At 63.6% G+C, this 17,802-nt stretch carries 19 protein-coding genes; 7 read left to right on the top strand and 12 right to left on the bottom strand.

The window, feature by feature from the left end; genetic code table 11:
* Nucleotides 1-7 precede the first annotated feature (7 nt).
* Nucleotides 8-955 carry a sugar-binding transcriptional regulator gene (locus tag F6X39_RS09055; protein ID WP_187616383.1) on the top strand — a complete coding sequence of 316 codons (948 nt, stop codon included), beginning with the start codon at nucleotides 8-10 and terminating at the stop codon, nucleotides 953-955.
* A 202-nt stretch (nucleotides 956-1,157) separates the two neighbouring features.
* Here F6X39_RS09055 and F6X39_RS09060 read toward each other — a convergent pair whose 3' ends face one another.
* From F6X39_RS09060 to F6X39_RS09070, 3 genes are read right to left on the bottom strand one after another with little or no spacing between them, the layout of a single operon-like run.
* Nucleotides 1,158-1,316, bottom strand: a complete 159-nt coding sequence (locus F6X39_RS09060) for a contact-dependent growth inhibition system immunity protein (RefSeq protein ID WP_262413723.1) — start codon at nucleotides 1,314-1,316, stop codon at nucleotides 1,158-1,160.
* A 21-nt stretch (nucleotides 1,317-1,337) separates the two neighbouring features.
* Complete coding sequence (locus F6X39_RS09065) at nucleotides 1,338-1,748, bottom strand: hypothetical protein (RefSeq protein WP_143037119.1); 411 nt, start codon at nucleotides 1,746-1,748, stop codon at nucleotides 1,338-1,340.
* A gap of 15 nt (nucleotides 1,749-1,763) precedes the next feature.
* Nucleotides 1,764-2,594, bottom strand: coding sequence for an RNase A-like domain-containing protein (locus tag F6X39_RS09070; RefSeq protein ID WP_187616384.1), 831 nt, complete (start codon nucleotides 2,592-2,594; stop codon nucleotides 1,764-1,766).
* Between the two features lie 297 nt (nucleotides 2,595-2,891).
* Between F6X39_RS09070 and F6X39_RS09075 the strand changes: the two genes are divergently transcribed.
* Nucleotides 2,892-3,725: an RNase A-like domain-containing protein gene (locus tag F6X39_RS09075; protein WP_187616385.1), complete on the top strand. Its 834-nt coding sequence runs from the start codon at nucleotides 2,892-2,894 to the stop codon at nucleotides 3,723-3,725.
* Between the two features lie 9 nt (nucleotides 3,726-3,734).
* Nucleotides 3,735-4,022 carry a contact-dependent growth inhibition system immunity protein gene (locus F6X39_RS09080; RefSeq protein ID WP_184023033.1) on the top strand — a complete coding sequence of 96 codons (288 nt, stop codon included), beginning with the start codon at nucleotides 3,735-3,737 and terminating at the stop codon, nucleotides 4,020-4,022.
* A gap of 146 nt (nucleotides 4,023-4,168) precedes the next feature.
* Here the strand turns inward: F6X39_RS09080 and F6X39_RS09085 are convergent, their stop codons facing one another.
* The 6 genes from F6X39_RS09085 to F6X39_RS09110 all read right to left on the bottom strand — a co-directional run bounded on the left by F6X39_RS09085 (nucleotide 4,169) and on the right by F6X39_RS09110 (nucleotide 10,239).
* The gene (locus tag F6X39_RS09085; protein ID WP_184023032.1) at nucleotides 4,169-5,278 is read right to left on the bottom strand and encodes an ABC transporter ATP-binding protein; all 1,110 of its coding nucleotides are present in this window, start codon (nucleotides 5,276-5,278) and stop codon (nucleotides 4,169-4,171) included.
* 87 nt (nucleotides 5,279-5,365) lie between these two features.
* Entirely contained in the window at nucleotides 5,366-6,067 is a 702-nt protein-coding gene (locus F6X39_RS09090) for an HAD family hydrolase (RefSeq protein ID WP_187609898.1), read from the bottom strand.
* Complete coding sequence (locus tag F6X39_RS09095) at nucleotides 6,064-6,939, bottom strand: carbohydrate ABC transporter permease (protein WP_090801681.1); 876 nt, start codon at nucleotides 6,937-6,939, stop codon at nucleotides 6,064-6,066. The genes F6X39_RS09090 and F6X39_RS09095 overlap by 4 nt, the downstream gene beginning before the upstream one ends.
* Nucleotides 6,936-7,871, bottom strand: coding sequence for a carbohydrate ABC transporter permease (locus tag F6X39_RS09100; protein ID WP_026226016.1), 936 nt, complete (start codon nucleotides 7,869-7,871; stop codon nucleotides 6,936-6,938). Before F6X39_RS09100 ends, F6X39_RS09095 begins: the two co-directional genes overlap by 4 nt.
* 168 nt (nucleotides 7,872-8,039) lie before the next feature.
* The gene (locus F6X39_RS09105) at nucleotides 8,040-9,362 is read right to left on the bottom strand and encodes an ABC transporter substrate-binding protein (RefSeq protein WP_184023030.1); all 1,323 of its coding nucleotides are present in this window, start codon (nucleotides 9,360-9,362) and stop codon (nucleotides 8,040-8,042) included.
* Between the two features lie 97 nt (nucleotides 9,363-9,459).
* Nucleotides 9,460-10,239, bottom strand: coding sequence for an L-iditol 2-dehydrogenase (locus F6X39_RS09110; protein WP_187616386.1), 780 nt, complete (start codon nucleotides 10,237-10,239; stop codon nucleotides 9,460-9,462).
* Nucleotides 10,240-10,537: 298 nt separating this feature from the next.
* Here F6X39_RS09110 and F6X39_RS09115 point away from each other — a divergent pair, with 298 nt between their 5' ends.
* From F6X39_RS09115 to F6X39_RS09130, 4 genes are all read left to right on the top strand, one after another.
* Nucleotides 10,538-11,035 (top strand): Fur family transcriptional regulator, encoded by a 498-nt coding sequence (locus tag F6X39_RS09115; RefSeq protein WP_187616387.1) that lies wholly within the window; start codon nucleotides 10,538-10,540, stop codon nucleotides 11,033-11,035.
* 91 nt (nucleotides 11,036-11,126) lie between these two features.
* Entirely contained in the window at nucleotides 11,127-12,116 is a 990-nt protein-coding gene (locus F6X39_RS09120; protein ID WP_187616388.1) for a metal ABC transporter solute-binding protein, read from the top strand.
* Complete coding sequence (locus F6X39_RS09125; protein WP_187616389.1) at nucleotides 12,113-13,063, top strand: ABC transporter ATP-binding protein; 951 nt, start codon at nucleotides 12,113-12,115, stop codon at nucleotides 13,061-13,063. Before F6X39_RS09120 ends, F6X39_RS09125 begins: the two co-directional genes overlap by 4 nt.
* Nucleotides 13,056-13,838, top strand: a complete 783-nt coding sequence (locus tag F6X39_RS09130) for a metal ABC transporter permease (protein ID WP_090801692.1) — start codon at nucleotides 13,056-13,058, stop codon at nucleotides 13,836-13,838. The genes F6X39_RS09125 and F6X39_RS09130 overlap by 8 nt, the downstream gene beginning before the upstream one ends.
* 82 nt (nucleotides 13,839-13,920) lie before the next feature.
* On the opposite strand, the gene fghA is transcribed toward F6X39_RS09130, so the two are convergent.
* The 3 genes from fghA to F6X39_RS09145 form a co-directional block, all read right to left on the bottom strand.
* Entirely contained in the window at nucleotides 13,921-14,772 is an 852-nt protein-coding gene (fghA, locus tag F6X39_RS09135) for an S-formylglutathione hydrolase (protein WP_187616390.1), read from the bottom strand.
* A 15-nt stretch (nucleotides 14,773-14,787) separates the two neighbouring features.
* The gene (locus tag F6X39_RS09140; protein WP_184023024.1) at nucleotides 14,788-15,894 is read right to left on the bottom strand and encodes an S-(hydroxymethyl)glutathione dehydrogenase/class III alcohol dehydrogenase; all 1,107 of its coding nucleotides are present in this window, start codon (nucleotides 15,892-15,894) and stop codon (nucleotides 14,788-14,790) included.
* 148 nt (nucleotides 15,895-16,042) lie between these two features.
* Nucleotides 16,043-17,524 (bottom strand): xylulokinase, encoded by a 1,482-nt coding sequence (locus tag F6X39_RS09145; RefSeq protein ID WP_187616391.1) that lies wholly within the window; start codon nucleotides 17,522-17,524, stop codon nucleotides 16,043-16,045.
* Nucleotides 17,525-17,802 lie beyond the last annotated feature (278 nt).

The raw sequence follows: 17,802 nt of genomic DNA on the forward strand, positions 1-17,802 counted from the left end.
CCTCATCGTGCCCAGGTCCACAGAAAAACTCGATCTCGCCACACGCGCCGCGTGGCTTTATTACGTCGCGGGCAATACCCAGAACGAAATCGCCGAGAAGCTGCAGGTATCGCGGCCGGTCGCGCAGCGGCTCGTCGCGTTCGCGGTCGAAAAGAACCTGATCCGCGTGCGGGTCGATCACAAGCTCGCTGATTGCCTGTCGCTCGCCGATCAGCTGTCGAAGCGCTATGGCCTCAGCATGTGCGAGATCGTGCCGATTGATGGCGATACCTCCGAGGAAGTCGACCGTAAGCTCGCGGTAGCCGGCGCGCAGGTGATGGAGCGCTATCTGAGCGAGGAAAAGCCGATGGTCGTCGCGGTCAGCAGCGGCCGCACGCTGAAGGCCGCGGTCGATCAGATCGCGCAGCTAGACCGTCCGCAGCATCGGCTGGTATCGATGGTCGGCGCGATCGCGCAGGACGGCTCCTCGAACCGTTACGACGTCGCGCTGCACATTTCCGAAAAGACCGGGGGCAAGCATTTTCTGCTGCCCGCGCCGCTGCTCGCCGACAGCGAGGCCGAGCGCGCGCAGTGGTGCAATCACCGTCTGTACCGGATCGTCGAATCGCTGTCGGCGCAGGCCGATGTCGCGTTCGTCGGCATCGGCAACATTGGGATGACCTGTCCGTTGCACGAGGACGGCTTCATCACGGAAGGCGAGGTGAATGAGTTGATGCACAACGGCGCGGTCGCCGAAATGCTTGGCCTGCCGATCGATGCGGCCGGCGCGCACGTCGAATCGCCGACCGGCCGACGCGTGACGAGCATTGCGCTCGACACGCCGCCGCGCCGGCCGACCATCGGCTTCGCGGGCGGGCTGCGTAAGCGCGAGGCGCTGATCGCGGTGCTCAAGGGGGGGTGGCTGTCGGGGCTCGTTACCGACGAGGTGTGCGCGCGGGCGGCGTTGGAGGCGTGAAACGGTGCCCGCAGAAGAAGCGGGCGCGATTGGTGTAGACGCGCCGTAAGTTGGCGTAGCCGAGAGTCTTACTCGCTCGGGATCTGCTTCAACTCCACAAGAAGCGAGGCGGTTGTGTGACCTCACAGGTCTGGCGAACAATCTTGGCCGTAAGCCTCCTCAAATGCCTCGTCCAGGTCTGGATGTTCGCCCTTGAATCACTCTATCTCGGACAGCGCATCCTTTCATGCGCGTCCACAGGCGTCCCCTGTTTGTAGCATTCAACGACCTCCGCGAGTGTGTCTCCTGAAAGGTCGTAATCCTGATTGAGGTAGGCTCCGAAGAAATGACCAAGCTCTGGATAAGTTGACTGGTTTTTCATGACTTAACTGAAGACGTCAAATTAATCTTCATCTTCAAGCCAGATACAGAAATATCGACCATCCCCACTACTTATCACAATACCTGAGTCAAAGGTCGAGCCCGTAAGACCATTCCACGAATCCGATGACGGTGATTCCTTGTTTGAAAAATACCTACTTTCTTTTGATTCATTTTCAGAAATTATTTTTTCAGCAAGCTCTTCCGCTTTACTCCTGCCCATGCATTCACAATCATAAGCCTGCCCTTTCCATAGCAGGTTCGTGAGAATAGCAATGGCCCCGGCTCTATCATGCCGCACAAGCATCGCCTCATCTTGAGTCAGGCCGAATTTGGACAGTACCAGGGACAGGTCATTTGAATAGTCCAGTACATTGGAAATTCTAACCATCGTTGGGCCTCTCGCCGCGAGGATATCCGCGATTAAACTCATTTTCACTTCCCTAAATTAGGCATCCAGATAAGCGGTGAGAATATAGTATGGCATTCCATTGTATGCCTGATGTCGAAGAATAACAGTGACCTTGCTCGAACTTATCAATTTTTCTGATTTTTTGAACAAGGTGTAGCCAACATTTTTCCCGACATCTTTCTTTAAAGCTAAATCTCGTGATGGTGAAGCAACCCACGACTTTATCGCAATGGCGTTCGCCTGCATCGTCTCCGAGATGGCCCATTCCGCCGCAGCAATATTCGCAAATGACGAGACCCGATCTCGCCACGGTTCCTTCAACAATCTCTCTGACAATTGTGCCTCAGTACGCCCCACATGTTTCAGCAGCGTGTGCCCGCCAATCCCGCTGCCCGTCTTCGCTTCGTGCATCATCAAGTTGATCCGGCCCAATGTGATCTCGGACGCCCGCACTGCCTTGATCGATCCCGCCACGCCTGCCGACACTGCGATATCGAGCGACAGGCCGATATTGTTGGCCATGTCGGGGCTGGCCTTCATAGTTTCGGCCAGCTTCGCCATACCGCGTTGGATCAGCGTGGAGGAATCTCGCCCGGTCCAAACCTGTCGCAGACCTGCTGCTGCGGTATCCGAGCCATGCACGCCAAACACAATGCACCCGGCCTTGCTTGCCATCGTCGGCTCTGGCAGCACGCATAACGCACCCGCGCCGACCATTTCCAATACTCCGCCGACAACCTGCAAACCGCCCCATGAACGGTTCGAAAGCATCTCAGTCTGGCTAATCGACTGACGAACCAGAACGGCCGCCATTTGCGGGGCGCTCAGTACGACGCGGACGCCGTCTGACTCATTCACCTGTGACATGCAAAAAGTCCCCTTCTCTTTTTTCTCGGACTTTCACATTAACCGGTGGATTCACTGTCCGGCTATGGGCGAAGGATGATTCGGAGAGAAGGGGAAAGTCTGGCGTAGCGGCCCGCTGTAGTGATGCAGGACAGGATATGACCGGAAAATCGCGGCGTGCGTGATGTTGCGCCTGGTCCCGCCCGATGCAGAACGGGTCCGTGCATCGAGCTACGGAAAATTCGGAGTTATCCGAATCTTGAGAGATGGTCAGCAAGGCAGCATCGAAGCCCCATAAAAACATAAGAGGGTTTCTATATGCCCGGTGCCGATAACGCCGACGGAGTGAAGGTTGTACTGAGCGCTCCGCAACTCGCGGCCGTGCTATCCCGCCAGTCGATCAGCCAGACCGAGATGCTTTCCAACCGGCTTTGGGGCGGGTTACAGCTCGTCGGCGGCGTGCTGGAAATGGTCGGTGCGGGTGCGCTGTGCGTTTTGCCCGACCCGACGATGGCGAGCAAAGCCGGCTGTGTCGTGTTCGGGGTACATGGTTCGGACTCGGCGGCGGCGGGCCTGCGGCAGGTCTGGACTGGTCAGGATACGGCCACGCTGACCCAGCAGGGCACGACGAAACTCGCTGAAGCGATGAGGGCGAGCCCCGACATGGCGAACAATATCGGCCTGTCGCTCGATATCGCCGTGCCATTCGGCTTTGCCGGCTCGATCAAGGCGGCACGCGCTGCGCGCGTCACGATGGGCCGGATCAACCTGGACATGCATGAGGCGAAGGCGGGCAGCCGGATCGGTGGACATACGCTCTTGAAACATGTCGGACGGACCGAAGCGCAGTTGCGGGAAAGATTGGTAAATGAGCCGAAGCGGAAAATCGTGTCGTCGTTCACAAGCCGCGGGACTGCGGAATGGGCTATATCGGAAGTTATGTCTTCAAACGTAGGTAGAATCCGCACGTGGGCGCAGAATCCGACGCGAGATATTACTCTCACACTGATTAAGCACGTCGCGGGTGACGTTGGATATGGGATATCGAGGGCAACAGGAAAGCTAACGAAGATGAACAGGGTTACAGTCTTTCTAAAGTACGAACCCTATAATGGCATGTCATATTACGTGCTTACCGCTTACATTGACTGAAGGGAAACGATGTCGCCCGAACGCTACCCGGCGATGCGCCGCATATTTCACGTGTATTTTGGTCAGGATTTTGACCTGTTTGGCGAAACCATTGCCGAAATCGTGGCTTGTTACAAGAAGGACAGTCCCCACACATATTCGGATTTGATTCGTGAAATCAATTCGTTCATGGATGAGCACTCGACCGATCTGGATTCTGCGTTCGAAACAGGCTATGGAGCGGGTTTTGATCCGACACTGTGGGGACACACCACCGAGTCTTTTCTCAATGAACTTAAGCGTCTCATGAGCGAGTAACCTCGTTTTCCCCGAACCGGACGACTCCCCGCCGTCCGGTAGGTTTTTCGTGCGTTCGTTTCACCTTGGGAAGCGAACGCGCCTAACTCCTTCCGCGGACAGCGCCTTGCGTGCGCCGCCTGCTTATGCAATGCGTCATCGCGCGATCAAGCCGCCAGCACCTCCACAATCTTGCGCTGGAACGCCTTACCTTCGCTGTCGAACAGATGGCAATGCTCGGGCGTCGCGCCCAGCTTCTGCGTATTGCCCTTCGCATGCCGTTCGAGCGGCGGAATCCGCGCGATCAAACCATCGGGCGCGACGCTCGACTCCGCGTACAGATACGCGGCATCGCCGAGCGATTCGACCGTCATCGTGCGTGCCTCGATACCATCCTCGGTCGTGCTGACGTGCAGATGCTCGGGGCGGATGCCGACCGTCACCTTGTCGCCCTGCTTGGCCGCGCCCGGCTCGACCAACACGCGCTGCGTCTCGCCGGTCTCGTAACGCACCGAGACGCCGTCATGCGACACCGACTGCACGACGCCTTCCATGAAGTTCATCTTCGGCGAGCCGATGAAGCCAGCGACGAAGCGGTTCGCCGGCGCGTGATACAGCATCGTCGGACTGCCGACCTGCTCCAGATTGCCCGCCGACAACACGACGATCTTGTCGGCCAAAGTCATCGCCTCGACCTGGTCGTGCGTCACGTAGATCATCGTCGTCTTCAACTCGTCGTGCAGGCGTGCGAACTCTAGGCGCATCTTCACGCGCAGCGCGGCGTCGAGATTCGACAGCGGCTCGTCGAACAGGAACACCTTCGGCTTGCGCGTGATCGCGCGGCCGATCGCGACGCGCTGACGCTGCCCGCCCGACAACTGCTTCGGCTTGCGATCGAGCAGATGGTCGATGTGCAGGATCTTCGCCGCGTTGCGCACGGCTGAGTCGATCTCCGGCTTCTTCGCGCCGGCAAGCTTCAGGCCGAACGCCATGTTGTCGTACAGCGTCATGTGCGGATACAGCGCGTACGACTGGAACACCATTGCGATGCCGCGCTTGGCCGGCGGCACGTCGTTCATGCGCACGGCGTCGATGTTCAGATCGCCGCCCGTGATGTCCTCGAGGCCCGCGATCATCCGCATCAGGGTCGATTTGCCGCAACCGCTCGGCCCGACGAACACGACGAACTCGCCATCGGCGATGTCGAGATTGATGTCGCGCATCACTTCGTTTTCGTCGTAGGCCTTTCTGATGTTGCGCAAGGTTACGCTTGCCATGATGTGTCTCCGTGTAATGCCGTTCGATGCTGCTCGTTACTTCATGCTGCTACCTGATGCCGTGTCACGTCGCGTGCATTCGTGCGCTCATGGCGCCGCGGCCGTCGCGGAGAGCGTCCATTGCGCGACGAGGTCGGGCAACTGCCGCATGTCCTCGAACACATGACGCGCGCCCGCCGCGTGCAATCGATCGATCTGCGCATCGCTCGCATGACCGCCGCCGATAAACCCCAGCACCGCCATGCCCGCCGTGGCCGCCGCCGTGACGCCGGTCACGCTGTCCTCGACGACGAGGCACGCACCCGGCGCGAGCCCGAAGCCTTGCGCCGCCGCCAGATACACGTCCGGCGCGGGCTTCGGATTCGGCACCGCATCGGCGCAGAACAGCCGCTCGCCGAAGAAACGCTTCAGGCCCGTGCGCGCCAGCACCGTCTCGACGTAGGGCCGGAAGCTATTGCTCGCGCAGCCTTTGACGAGCGGCACCTGGGTCAGCGCCATCTCGATGCCGTCGACGGCGGGCGCCTCGATCGCCGCCGCTTCGACCGCGCGGCGGATCGCATCGATATCGTCGGCGCCGAGCTGTTTGCCGAGCTGAGTCGCGGTGTCCTGCAACACGCGCTCGATGCGCAGCCCGAGCAGCGGCAGCACGACCGGCGCGGCGTCGATGCCGGGCCAGCGCGCCTCGAGTTCGCGCACCAGCATGCGCGCGGCCACCGCTTCGCTGTCGATCAGCACGCCGTCGCAATCGCAGATCAACGCATAGCGCACGATGCCCGGGCCAGCCGTCATTTGACGGCCCCGAACGTGAGCCCCCGCACCAACTGCTTCTGCGACAGCCAGCCGACGATCAGGATCGGCGCGACCGCCAGCAACGAAGCGGCCGACAACTTGGCCCAGAACAAACCTTCAGGACTCGAATACGACGCGATGAACACGGTCAGCGGCGCCGCGTTCGAGCTCGACAGGTTGATGCTCCAGAACGCCTCGTTCCACGACAGGATCACGAGCAACAGCGCGGTCGACGCGAGCCCGGGCAGCGCCATCGGCATCAGCAGATAGACGATCTCCTGCCACGTCGCCGCGCCGTCGATGCGCCCGGCTTCGAGAATGTCGCGCGGAATCTCGGCGAAGTACGTGAACGCCATCCAGACCGCGATCGGCAGATTGATCAGCGTGTAGACGATGATCAGGCCCGACACGGTATCCAGAAGGCCGGTGTTTTTCCACAGCAGATAGATCGGCACCAGCACGCCGACCGACGGCATCATCTTCGTCGACAGCATCCACAGCAGCACTTTCTGCGTGCGGCGCGTCGGGAAAAACGCCATCGCGTACGCGCACGGCACCGCGAGGATCAGGCACAGCAGTGTGACGCCGACCGAGATCAGTATCGAGTTCCACGCGAACGCGAAGTAGTTGCTGCGCGCGAACACCTCGCGAAAGCTGTCGAGCGTCGGCACGAAAAACAGCGACGACGCATAGGCCTGCTGCTCGGTCTTGAACGCGGTGATCGTCATCCAGAAGATCGGGAAGAACAGCAGCAGCGCGACGAGCCACGCGATCACGCCGGGAATGCCGCGACGAATCGTGTCGAACGGCGATTTGGTCGGCACCGCGACCGGCTGCGTCGTCGATGCCGTAGTGGAGGCAACGTGGCTCATTTTTCGTACTCCCCTTTCAGGTTCTTCGCGAGCATCCGCACGAGGAAGATCGACACGATGTTGGCCAGCACGACCGCGAGAATACCGCCCGCCGAGGCGAGACCGACGTCGAACTGTTGCAGGCCCAGCGCGAAGATCAGGTACGACAGGGTGGTGGTCGCGTTGCCCGGACCGCCGCCCGTGGTCGTATAGATCTCGGCGAAGATCGACAGCAGGAAAATCGTCTCCATCATCACGACGACCGCGATCGCACGTCGCAGGTGCGGCAGCGTGATGTAGAAGAACATCGAGAACGGACCGGCGCCGTCGATCTTCGCGGCTTCCTTCTGCTCCTGGTCGAGCGACTGGATCGACGTGAACAGGATCAGGAACGCGAACGGCAGCCACTGCCACGCGACGATCATGATCACCGCGGTCAGCGGATAGTCGGCGAACCAGTCGATCGGCTGCATGCCGAGCGCGCGCATGCCCTGCGCGACGAGGCCGTACACCGGGTGCAGGATCATGTTCTTCCAGATCAGCGCGCTGACCGTCGGCATCACGAAGAACGGGCCGATCGCGAGCAGGCGTGCCACGCCCTGCCCGTAGAACTTGCGGTCGAACAGGATCGCCATCAGCACGCCGCCGCCCACGGTGATCACGAGCACCCATACGATCAGCTCGATCGTATGCGCGATCGACGGACCGAACGACGGATCGGTCGCGAGATAGCGGTAGTTGTCGAAGCCGGCGAAGCCGCGCAGATCGGGATTGAGCAGGTTGTAGTGCGAGAACGAGAACCAGATCGTCATCGCGAGCGGAATGACCATCCACAGCACGAGCACGCCGACCGACGGCGCCACGAGCCAGCGGGCCGAATTGGCCTTACGCTCCTCGCGTTCTTTTTCTGTCTGGGGATGGGTTTGCATCAGAGGTAGGCGCAAAGGACGCATGATGGACCACCTGTTCGGTAATGCGCGGAGCGTTCGCCGGAGCCGCGTATGTGCGACGCGGCGTGCCGTGCCTGAATGGCGCACGACACGCGCCGCATCGCATCGGGCGCAGACGAACGGCCGCCCTGCTGCATGAGCCGCATCGGTCGATGCGGCGGGCCTGCCGGGTTACTTCTGATAACCCGCCTGCTTGACCGCGCGATTCGCGGCCGCGTTGCCGGCCGCGAGTGCCTGGTCGACCGTCATCTGACCAGCGATCGCGCCGGAGATGCTCTGCCCGACCACCGTGCCGAACGACTGGAATTCGGGAATTCCGACGAACTGCACACCTGTGTACGGGACCGGCTTCAAGGTCGGATGATCCGGGTCGGCGGTCTGGATCGCCTTTAGCACGAAGTCGCCGAACGGCGCGGCCTGCTTGTACTCGGGGCGCGCGTAGGTGGACTCGCGCGTGCCCGGCGGCACCGAGGCCCAGCCTTCGTCCTTCGCGACCATGTCAATGTACTCCTTCGAGGTCGCCCACTCGATGAACTTCTTCGCCGCATCTTGCTGCTTCGACGACTTCGGAATCGCGAGCGCCCACGCCCACAGCCAGTGCGAGCCCTTCGGCGTGACCTCGATCGGCGCGGCCGCGAAGCCGACCTTGTCCGCGATCTGCGACTGCTGCTTGTTGTACAGCATGCCGGCCGCGACCGTCGCGTCGATCCACATCGCGCACTTGCCCGACGACATCAGCGTCAGGTTTTCGTTGAAGCCGTTCGAGCTCGCTCCCGGAGGACCGTCCTTCCTCAGCAGATCGACGTAGAACGTTATCGCCTTCTTCCATTCCGGCGACGTCAGCTGCGCGTTCCACTTCTCGTCGAACCAGCGGCCGCCGAAGGTGTTCACGACCGTCGTGGCGTACGCCATATTCTCGCCCCAGCCCGCCTTGCCGCGCAGGCAGATGCCGTACTGCTCCTTGGACTTGTCGGTGAGCTTGTCGGCGAATTGGCCGATCTGGTCGTAGGTCGGCTGGTCGGGCATCTTCAGACCGGCCTTGTCGAACAGATCCTTGCGGTAATAGGTCATCGAGCTTTCGACGTAGAACGGCAGCGCATACAGCTGGCCGTTCGCGGACAGGCCGTCGCGGGCCGTCTTCACGACGTCGTTGAGGTCATAGCTCGCCGGCAGGTTCGTGATCGGCGCGAGCCAGCCGCGCTTGCCCCATTGCGGCGTTTCATATGCGCCGATCGTCATTACGTCGAACTGGCCGCTGCCGGTCGTGATGTCGGTCGTCGCGCGCTGACGCAGCACGTTTTCCTCGAGGATCACCCAGTTCAGCTTGATGTCCGGATTCGCTTTTTCGAACGCGGGCGACAGCTTCTTCAACTCGATCATGTCCGGATTGTTCAGCGTCGCGATCGTCACCGTCGCCGCCGATGCGCTCAGCGCGAAGCAGGTGGCCGCGCCGGCACCGGCCGCCTTCAGTGCGAATTTGAAAGCTGGTTTCATCGTTGTCTCCTTTCTCGTACGTTATGTGATGCTGCGTTCGTTTGACGGAATGACGCGCCGCTCAGAGCAGTCAACGTGCCCGCTCCCTGCTCTTTATTCAGCTCATCCAGTTGCCGCCGTCGACGTTCAGCGTCTGCGCGGTGATGTAGTCGGCATCGGCCGACGCGAGGAACAGCGCGGCGCCGGTCAGGTCGTCGGGCACGCCCATGCGGCCGAGCGGCACGGCCTCGCCGACGAGGCGCTTCTTCTCGCCGAGCGGCCGGTTCTCGTAGCGCGCGAACAGCGCGTCGACCTCGTTCCACATGGGCGTGTCGACGACGCCCGGCGCGATGCCGTTCACATTGATCTTATGCGGCGCGAGCGCGAGCGCCGCGGACTGCGTATAGCTCAACACCGCCGCCTTGGTCGCGCAGTAGTGCGACACGAGCGCCTCGCCGCGCCGCCCGGCCTGCGACGACATGTTGATGATCTTGCCGCCGCGGCCCTGCTCGACCATCTGCCGCGCGACCGCCTGCATCAGGAAGAACATGCCCTTCACGTTGACCGCGAACAGGCGGTCGAACACGTCCCAGGATTCGTCGAGGAGCGGGCGCATGTCGAACAGCGCCGCATTGTTGAACAGGATGTCGATCTGGCCGAAGCAGCCGAGCGTGCTCGTGACGATGCGCTCGATGTCCTCGCGGCGCCGGACGTCGGCGCTGACGCTCAACACGCGCTCGCCGTAGGTGCCGCGCAGCGCGCCGCCGAGGCTGTCGGTCGGCTTCACGTCGACCAGCACGCAGCGCGCGCCCTCGTCGAGATAGCGCAGGGCTACCGCTTCACCGATACCGCTGGCCGCGCCCGTCAGAATGGCGACTTTGTCCTGCAATCGTGCCACTGCCTGTCTCCGCTTCGTTTTTACATTTTGGCGCGCGGTGAGCGAACGCTCATCGTGCGAACAATTGCTCGGCTAGTGATCGAATGATCGGATACGGACCGGATCATGTCAAGGCACGCGGACGAATTTCGATGGTGCAGCGCGGCAGGAGCAAGCCCATTGCGCCATGGGTCGCCACGACGCGTTCGCTGCGTGCCGCCGTGCGAAGATTCGCGCCGCTGACAAAAAACCGCGATACGTTATATCATTTCGACCTTGCAGCCCGCTCGGGGGCCGCCATGTCAGGAGATTCACGCCGATGACTACCTCGCTCGCCGAACAGCACGCCATGCAGCTCGCGCATGCGGACGCGCACGCCGCGGCGCAGGGGCTCGCGCTGACGCCGCTGCGCCGCCAGGTGTACGCGGCGATCGTCGCGAGCGAGCGGCCGGTCGGCGCGTACGAGTTGCTCGACGCGCTCGCGCCCGAGCGCGGTCGCATGCCGCCGACCACCGTCTATCGCGCGCTCGACTTCCTCGTCGCGCACGGCTTCGTGCACCGGATCGAATCGAAGAACGCGTTCGTCGCCTGCTGCGAAATCGGCGTGCCGCATCGCAGCCAGTTCCTGATGTGCGACGGTTGCGGCGCGACCGTCGAGATTCCCGGCGACGAGCTCGCCGACCGCCTGTCGCACAGCGCACCGGCGCATGGCTTCGAGGTGCATCGTCAGGTGATCGAGCTAAGTGGACTGTGCGGGCCATGTGCGCGAGCGGCGAAGCCTGGCGGCGCCGGCGGCGCAGCAGGCACTTCGTCGTGATCAGATGCGCGGCGCCGCGCTAAGCGCCACCCCATATTTGGCCTTGCCACCGCGAGTGGCTGATTCAACTCTCACCCAGCAGGAAACAACGATGAAAACAATCGGCTTGATGTTGTCCAGAGCGCACCGCGCGCTGAAGCGTTCGACGTCTGTGCGCACCCATCTGTGCACCTGCCTGCTCGCGATCGCGGCGCTCGGCTTCGGCCACAACGCGTTCGCCGCCGACGCGAAAATTCCGGTCGTCGCCGCGGAGAACTTTTATGGCGACGTGGTCCGGCAACTCGGCGGTGATCGCGTCGACGTGACCAGCATCCTCAGCAACCCGGACCAGGACCCGCATCTGTTCGAAGCGAGCCCGGCCACCGCGCGCGCGTTGCAGCACGCGAGCCTCGTCGTCTACAACGGCGCCGACTACGATCCGTGGATGGCGAAGCTGCTGGCCGCGTCGAAAGGCGCGCATCGCACGGTGATCGTCGCGGCCGACCTCGTCGGCAAAAAAGGCGGCGACAATCCGCACCTGTGGTACGACCCGGCGACGATGCCGAAAGTCGCGCGCGCGGTCTGCGACGCACTCAGCGCTGCTGACCCGGCGCACAAGTCGGCGTACGATGCGGACCTCGCGAAGTTTCTCGATTCGCTGAAGCCGATTGACGCGAAGGTCGCCGAGCTGCACGGCCGCTATGCGGGCTTGCCGGTCACGGCGACGGAGCCGGTGTTCGGCTATATGTCTGACGCGATTGGCCTCGCCATGCGCAACCAGCGCTTCCAGCTCGCCACGATGAACGACACCGAAGCGAGCGCGGCCGATATCGCCGCGTTCGAACGCGATCTGCGCGAGCGGCGCGTGCGCGTGCTGATCTATAACAGCCAGGCCACCGAGGCGCTGACCAAACGCATGCTGAAGCTCGCGCAACAATCGAAGGTACCGACGATGAGCGTCACCGAAACCCTGCCGCCCGGCAAGACCTATCAGACGTGGATGCTGACGCAGCTCGATGCGTTGCAGAAAGCGCTCGCGGCGGGTGACACGAACGGCGCGATCGGCGCGACCAGCGCGAACGCGCAAGGAAAGGCTCCATGATTCCGACTGGCCATCAAACGCCAGCAGGTGTGCAATCAGGCGCACCCACCGCGCGCGGCGACAGGCCCGTGCTCGAACTCGACAACGCGACGCTCGATCTGGGCGGCCGCACGATCCTGCGCGACACCAGCTTCGTCGTGAACCAGGGCGAGTTCATCGGCGTGCTCGGGCCCAACGGCGCGGGCAAGACGACGCTGATGCGCGCGGTGCTCGGCCTCGTGCCGGCCGTGGGCGGCGCGATCCGCGTGCTCGGGCAGACGGTCGAGCGCGGCAACGCGTCGATCGGCTATATGCCGCAGACGCGCAGCGCGCTCGCCGGCCGTCGCGTGCGCGGCCGCGATCTGGTCGCGATGGCAGCCGATGGTCATCGCTGGGGCTTGCCGCATGCGGATGCAAAAACGCGCGCGGACGTCGATCGGGTGCTCGAGCTCGTCGGCGGGACGAATCTGTCGAAGCGGCCACTGTCGGAGTTGTCGGGCGGCGAACGGCAGCGGCTCCTGCTGGCGCAATGCCTGCTCGGCAATCCGAAACTGCTGCTGCTCGATGAACCGTTGATCAGTCTCGATCCGCATCACCAGAAGAGCGTCGTCGAACTGGTGCGGCGCGTGCAGCAGGAGCTCGGCATCGCGGTGCTGTTCTCCGCGCACGAACTCAATCCGCTGCTGAACTCGATCGATCGCGTGCTGTATCTCGGCAGCGGCGTCGCGGCGCTCGGCACCGTCGACGAAGTGATCACGCGGCCGGTGCTGTCGCGTCTGTACGGTTCGCCGATCGACGTGATGCGCGTGAACGGCCGCATCTTCGTGATGTCGGGCGGCGTCGAAGTCGAGAAGCACGATCACGAGCACGAACACGACGAGGACGGCGGACATACGCATTCGCACGGCCACTCACACAGTCGCCCAAACCCGCACGACTTACGCGACGGACACACGCACGATGTTTGAATACGATTTCATGGTGAACGCATTCGCGGCCTCGGGGATCGTCGCGGTGCTGGCGGGCGTGGTCGGCTATTTTCTGGTGATGCGCGGACAGACGTTCGCGGGCCACGCGCTGTCGCACGTCGGCTTCACCGGCGCGACCGGCGCGGTGCTGATCGGCATCTCGCCTATCTGGGGGATGATCGGCTTCACGCTCGCGGCCGGTGTGGGCATGGGCGCGCTCGGCGAACGGCTCGCCGGCCGCGACGTCGCGATCGGCGTAATCCTTTCCTTGTCGCTCGGCTTTGGGCTGCTGTTTCTGCATTTCTTCACCGCCTACGCGACGCAGGTGACGGCGCTGCTGTTTGGCAACGTGCTCGGCGTCAATGCAGCGACGCTCGGTGTGCTCGCGGCGTTGGGCGTCGTCAGTCTGGCCGCGCTCGCGGCCATCATGCGGCCGCTGCTGTTCGCGTCGCTGCAGCCGGAGCTGGCCGAAGCGAAGGGCGTGTCGCTGCGCCGCGTGTCGGTGCTGTTTCTCGCGATCGCCGCGCTAGCCGTCGCCGCTTGCACGCAGATCGTCGGCGTGCTGCTCGTGTTCACGCTGATGGTGGGGCCGGCCGCCGCCGCGCAGAACCTGAGCACGCGGCTGTCGACGGGTCTCGTGCTCGCGGCCGTGTTCGCGCTCGCGCAGGCGTGGCTCGGGCTGACGCTCGCGTTCTATACCGATTGCCCGACGAGCTTCTGGATCACCGCGCTGTCGGCGGTGGTGTATGGCGGGAGTCTGTTGAAGCGGCATTGAGCGGCGCTTACGCCGATCAAATGAAAAAACGGCGGCACATGAAGTGCCGCCGTTTTTTTTGCCCCGCGTTTTACGACGTTGTTCAGCCGAGCAACACCTTCGCGTGATGCGCGAGATGATCCTCGACGAACGTCGAGATGAAGTAGTAGCCGTGGTCGTAACCCGCATGCCGGCGCAACGTCAGTGGCTGACCCGCGGCCTTGCACGCCGCTTCGAATACGTCGGGATTGAGCTGCGTGGGCAGGAACTGATCCGCGAGCCCCTGATCGACGAGAATCCCTTCCGCGAACTTGTGCGTCGCGTGCGAAACCAGCTCGCTCGCGTCGTACTGCTTCCACGCTTCACGGTTCTCGCCGAGATAACCGCCAAACGCCTTCTCGCCCCAGGGACAACGCATCGGCGCCGCGATCGGCGCGAACGCCGACACCGACCGATAAATGTCCGGATTGCGCAGCGCGAGCATCAGCGCGCCGTGCCCGCCCATCGAATGACCGAAGACGCCGAGACGCGCGCCATCGATCGGCAGGTTCGCAAGCGCCGTTTCGCGCAGCTCGTCGCGCACGTACGAGTACATGCGGTAGTTCCGCGCCCACGGCTGCTCGGTCGCGTCGACATAAAAGCCCGCGCCGACGCCGAAGTCCCACGCATCGCTCTCGCCGGGCACGCCCGCGCCGCGAGGGCTCGTATCCGGCGCGATCAGCGCGATGCCGTGCCGGGCCGCGAAGCGCTGCGCGCCGGCCTTGATCGCGAACGTCTCTTCGGTGCAGGTCAGCCCCGCGAGGTAGAACAGCGCGGGCACCTTCGCATTGCCCCGCAACGCCTGCGGCGGCAGATAGACCGAGAAGCGCATCGGCAGACCGACGGTGCGCGACTCGTGCCGGTAAAAGCGCTGCTCGCCGCCGTGGCAGGCGTGCGACGATAGTAGTTCGAGCATCGCGACGCTCCTCGCTTAGTAGAGCACGACCGAGCGGATCGACTCGCCCTTCTTCATCAGCTCGAAGCCCTCGTTGATGCGCTCGAGCGGCAGACGGTGCGTAATCAGATCGTCGATATTGATCTTGCCTTCCATGTACCAGTCGACGATCTTCGGCACGTCGGTGCGGCCTCGCGCGCCGCCGAATGCCGAGCCCTTCCACTCGCGGCCTGTCACCAGTTGGAACGGCCGCGTGCTGATCTCCTCGCCCGCCGCCGCGACGCCGATGATGAACGACTGCCCCCAACCCTTGTGCGTGCATTCGAGCGCCTGGCGCATCACCTTCACGTTGCCGATGCATTCGAACGAGTAGTCGGCGCCGCCGTCGGTCAGTTGCACGATGTGATCGACGACGTTCTCGACTTCGTTCGGGTTGATGAAGTGCGTCATGCCGAACTTCTTCGCGAGTTCGACGCGGCCCGGGTTGAGATCGACACCGATGATCTTGTCCGCGCCGACCATCTTCGCGCCTTGAATCACGTTCAGCCCGATACCGCCGAGCCCGAACACCACCACGTTCGCACCCGCCTCGACCTTCGCCGAATACACGACCGCGCCGACGCCGGTCGTCACACCGCAGCCGATGTAGCAGATCTTGTCGAACGGCGCGTCTTCACGCACCTTCGCGACCGCGATCTCCGGCACGACGATGTAGTTCGAGAACGTCGACGTCCCCATGTAGTGAAACAGCGGCTTGCCATCGAGCGAGAAGCGCGAGGTCGCGTCGGGCATCAGGCCTTTGCCCTGCGTCGCGCGGATCGCCTGGCAGAGATTCGTTTTGCGCGACAGGCAGAACTTGCACTGACGGCATTCGGGCGTGTAGAGCGGAATCACGTGATCGCCCTTCTTCAGCGTGCCGACGCCCGGCCCGACATCGACGATCACGCCCGCGCCTTCGTGGCCGAGAATCGCCGGGAAGATGCCTTCGGGATCGGCGCCCGACAGCGTGTAGTAGTCGGTGTGGCAGATGCCCGTCGCCTTCACTTCGATCAGGACTTCACCGGCGCGCGGCCCTTCGAGATCGACTTCCTCGATCGTCAACGGGGCGCCGGCTTTCCATGCGATTGCTGCTTTGGTCTTCATCGTCAATGCTCCTGTGAGTCTGTGAGTCCGTGAGTGCGTGAATGCGAAATGGCATCGCGTGCCGGCGACTGCGTGGCGCGCGAAAAGCGTCATGGTATTGCATAGTGCGTGAAGGCTGCGTCGCCGATGGCTGCGCTCGGCACCGTGTTCAACGCCCTCGCTGTCGCTGCGCTTCGCACGGCGCGCTACCACCGAACCACGGCTCGACCCGGACATACAGATCGACGAAGCGCGCATAGCGTTCAGCAAGCGCCGCATCGCCTCGTGGACCCGCGACGCGCCTCGCGCCCGGCGCGAGCGCGGCGAGATCGCGCGTCTGCCAGTGGCCGCACGCGAGACCGCCGAGGATCGCCGCGCCGCGCGGCGCCGCGTTCGGGCAATCGACCGCATGCAGGTCGACGTCGAGCGCATCGGCGAGCAGTTGTCGCCAGCGCGCGTCGACGGAGCCGCCGCCCGCGAGCTTGAGCGCCGTCACCGGCGCGCCGCTCGCGCGAATCGCGTCGAGCCCCGCGCGCAACGAGAACGCGACGCCCTCGAACGCCGCACGCATCATCGCGCCGCGCGTATGCTCGAGCGACAAACCGAGCCAGCCGCCTCGCGCCTGCGGGTTCAGCCACGGCGTGCGCTCGCCGGTCAGGTACGGCAGGAAGCTCAGCGTCGACGCCACTTCAGCGGCGGCATGAGCGCTTGCATCAGCCGCATCGTCAAATGCCTCCCGGTAAGCCTCCGCCCACCCAAACGACAGCCACCCGCGCACCCGCTCCAGCGCGATGCCGACGTTCTGCATCGCCGCCATCCGATACCAGTGATCGCTCGCCGCGCGATAGCGATGCAAGCCCTTTTGCGGCGCAGGCTCGTCGTTCGCGAGCACGACGATCTGTCCGCCGGTGCCGGTCGTCAGCAGCGCGTCGCCGTCACGCACGAGTCCGCTGCCGAGCGCCGCGCACGGCGTATCCGCGGCGCCGGTTGCGAGCACGATACCGGCCCGTAAGCCAAGTGCCTGCGCGGCCTGCGGCGACAGCGCGCCCGCCGCCGCATACGACGGCGCCACAGGCGCGAACCACTCGGGCGGAATCTCGAGGCGTTGCAGCAGCGCCGTGTCCCACGCGCCGGCGGGATCGGCGAGCGCGGTCGCGCACGCGTCGGACGCATCGGTCACGCACGCGCCGCCGAGCGCGACGCGCAGCCAGTCCTTCGGCTGCAGCGCCCAGCGCGTGCGGCGCGCAGCTTCCGGCTCTTGCAGCACGAGCCAGCGCAGCAGCGGTCCGGCCATGCCGGGCGCGACCGGATTCGGTTGCGGCTCGGGCCACGCGTCGAGCATGGCGAGCGCGCGCGAGTCCGGCCACAGCATGGCGCGCCGCACCGCTGCGCCGTTTGCATCGAGCAGCACGACGCCGTGCATCTGGCCAGAGAAGCCAATCGCGCGCACGCCGTCACGCAGCTCGCGCGGCAGGCCCGCCATCGCATGGACGAGTGCGTTCCACCAGGTCTCGACGTCGATTTCGGCCCAACCCGCGTGCGGCGTAACGAGCGCATAAGCGACGCTCGATACCGCCTGCTCGCGTCCATGTTCGTCGACGATTGCCGCTTTCAGGGAGCCGGTGCCGAGGTCGATGCCGAGAAAACTCATGAGCGCAGGGACGTTGAAACGAGGTGAAGAAGGAGCCAGCGAGACTGGCGACGAAGTTGGAAAGCGAAGCCCAAAGGCGAAGCTGCACAGACGCCGCGAACGTTGAACAAACGGCTCGGAAAACACGCGAAAAAAAACCATTCACGGGTTAACCCCGCCGTGCTGCGAGCGTCATCAAAACAGGACTATGCGTGAAGCGTGATACACGTCATTGATTCTCACACATATCCCCTCGCGCGACGAACCCGCGCCGCGCACGCCATGCATCGCCCGCGGCC

This window comes from Paraburkholderia sp. UCT2, from assembly GCF_014397665.1.
Lineage (GTDB): Bacteria > Pseudomonadota > Gammaproteobacteria > Burkholderiales > Burkholderiaceae > Paraburkholderia > Paraburkholderia tuberum.

Bases quoted from the DNA above. Each gene is read 5' to 3' on its own strand.
- F6X39_RS09100 (WP_026226016.1), bottom strand. From the start codon at position 7,871: ATGCGTCCTTTGCGCCTACCTCTGATGCAAACCCATCCCCAGACAGAA.
- F6X39_RS09120 (WP_187616388.1), top strand. From the start codon at position 11,127: ATGAAAACAATCGGCTTGATGTTGTCCAGAGCGCACCGCGCGCTGAAG.
- F6X39_RS09060 (WP_262413723.1), bottom strand. From the start codon at position 1,316: ATGAAAAACCAGTCAACTTATCCAGAGCTTGGTCATTTCTTCGGAGCC.
- F6X39_RS09065 (WP_143037119.1), bottom strand. From the start codon at position 1,748: ATGAGTTTAATCGCGGATATCCTCGCGGCGAGAGGCCCAACGATGGTT.
- F6X39_RS09105 (WP_184023030.1), bottom strand. From the start codon at position 9,362: ATGAAACCAGCTTTCAAATTCGCACTGAAGGCGGCCGGTGCCGGCGCG.
- F6X39_RS09130 (WP_090801692.1), top strand. From the start codon at position 13,056: ATGTTTGAATACGATTTCATGGTGAACGCATTCGCGGCCTCGGGGATC.
- F6X39_RS09145 (WP_187616391.1), bottom strand. From the start codon at position 17,524: ATGAGTTTTCTCGGCATCGACCTCGGCACCGGCTCCCTGAAAGCGGCA.
- F6X39_RS09075 (WP_187616385.1), top strand. From the start codon at position 2,892: ATGCCCGGTGCCGATAACGCCGACGGAGTGAAGGTTGTACTGAGCGCT.
- fghA (WP_187616390.1), bottom strand. From the start codon at position 14,772: ATGCTCGAACTACTATCGTCGCACGCCTGCCACGGCGGCGAGCAGCGC.
- F6X39_RS09090 (WP_187609898.1), bottom strand. From the start codon at position 6,067: ATGACGGCTGGCCCGGGCATCGTGCGCTATGCGTTGATCTGCGATTGC.
- F6X39_RS09085 (WP_184023032.1), bottom strand. From the start codon at position 5,278: ATGGCAAGCGTAACCTTGCGCAACATCAGAAAGGCCTACGACGAAAAC.
- F6X39_RS09080 (WP_184023033.1), top strand. From the start codon at position 3,735: ATGTCGCCCGAACGCTACCCGGCGATGCGCCGCATATTTCACGTGTAT.
- F6X39_RS09125 (WP_187616389.1), top strand. From the start codon at position 12,113: ATGATTCCGACTGGCCATCAAACGCCAGCAGGTGTGCAATCAGGCGCA.
- F6X39_RS09115 (WP_187616387.1), top strand. From the start codon at position 10,538: ATGACTACCTCGCTCGCCGAACAGCACGCCATGCAGCTCGCGCATGCG.
- F6X39_RS09070 (WP_187616384.1), bottom strand. From the start codon at position 2,594: ATGTCACAGGTGAATGAGTCAGACGGCGTCCGCGTCGTACTGAGCGCC.
- F6X39_RS09095 (WP_090801681.1), bottom strand. From the start codon at position 6,939: ATGAGCCACGTTGCCTCCACTACGGCATCGACGACGCAGCCGGTCGCG.
- F6X39_RS09140 (WP_184023024.1), bottom strand. From the start codon at position 15,894: ATGAAGACCAAAGCAGCAATCGCATGGAAAGCCGGCGCCCCGTTGACG.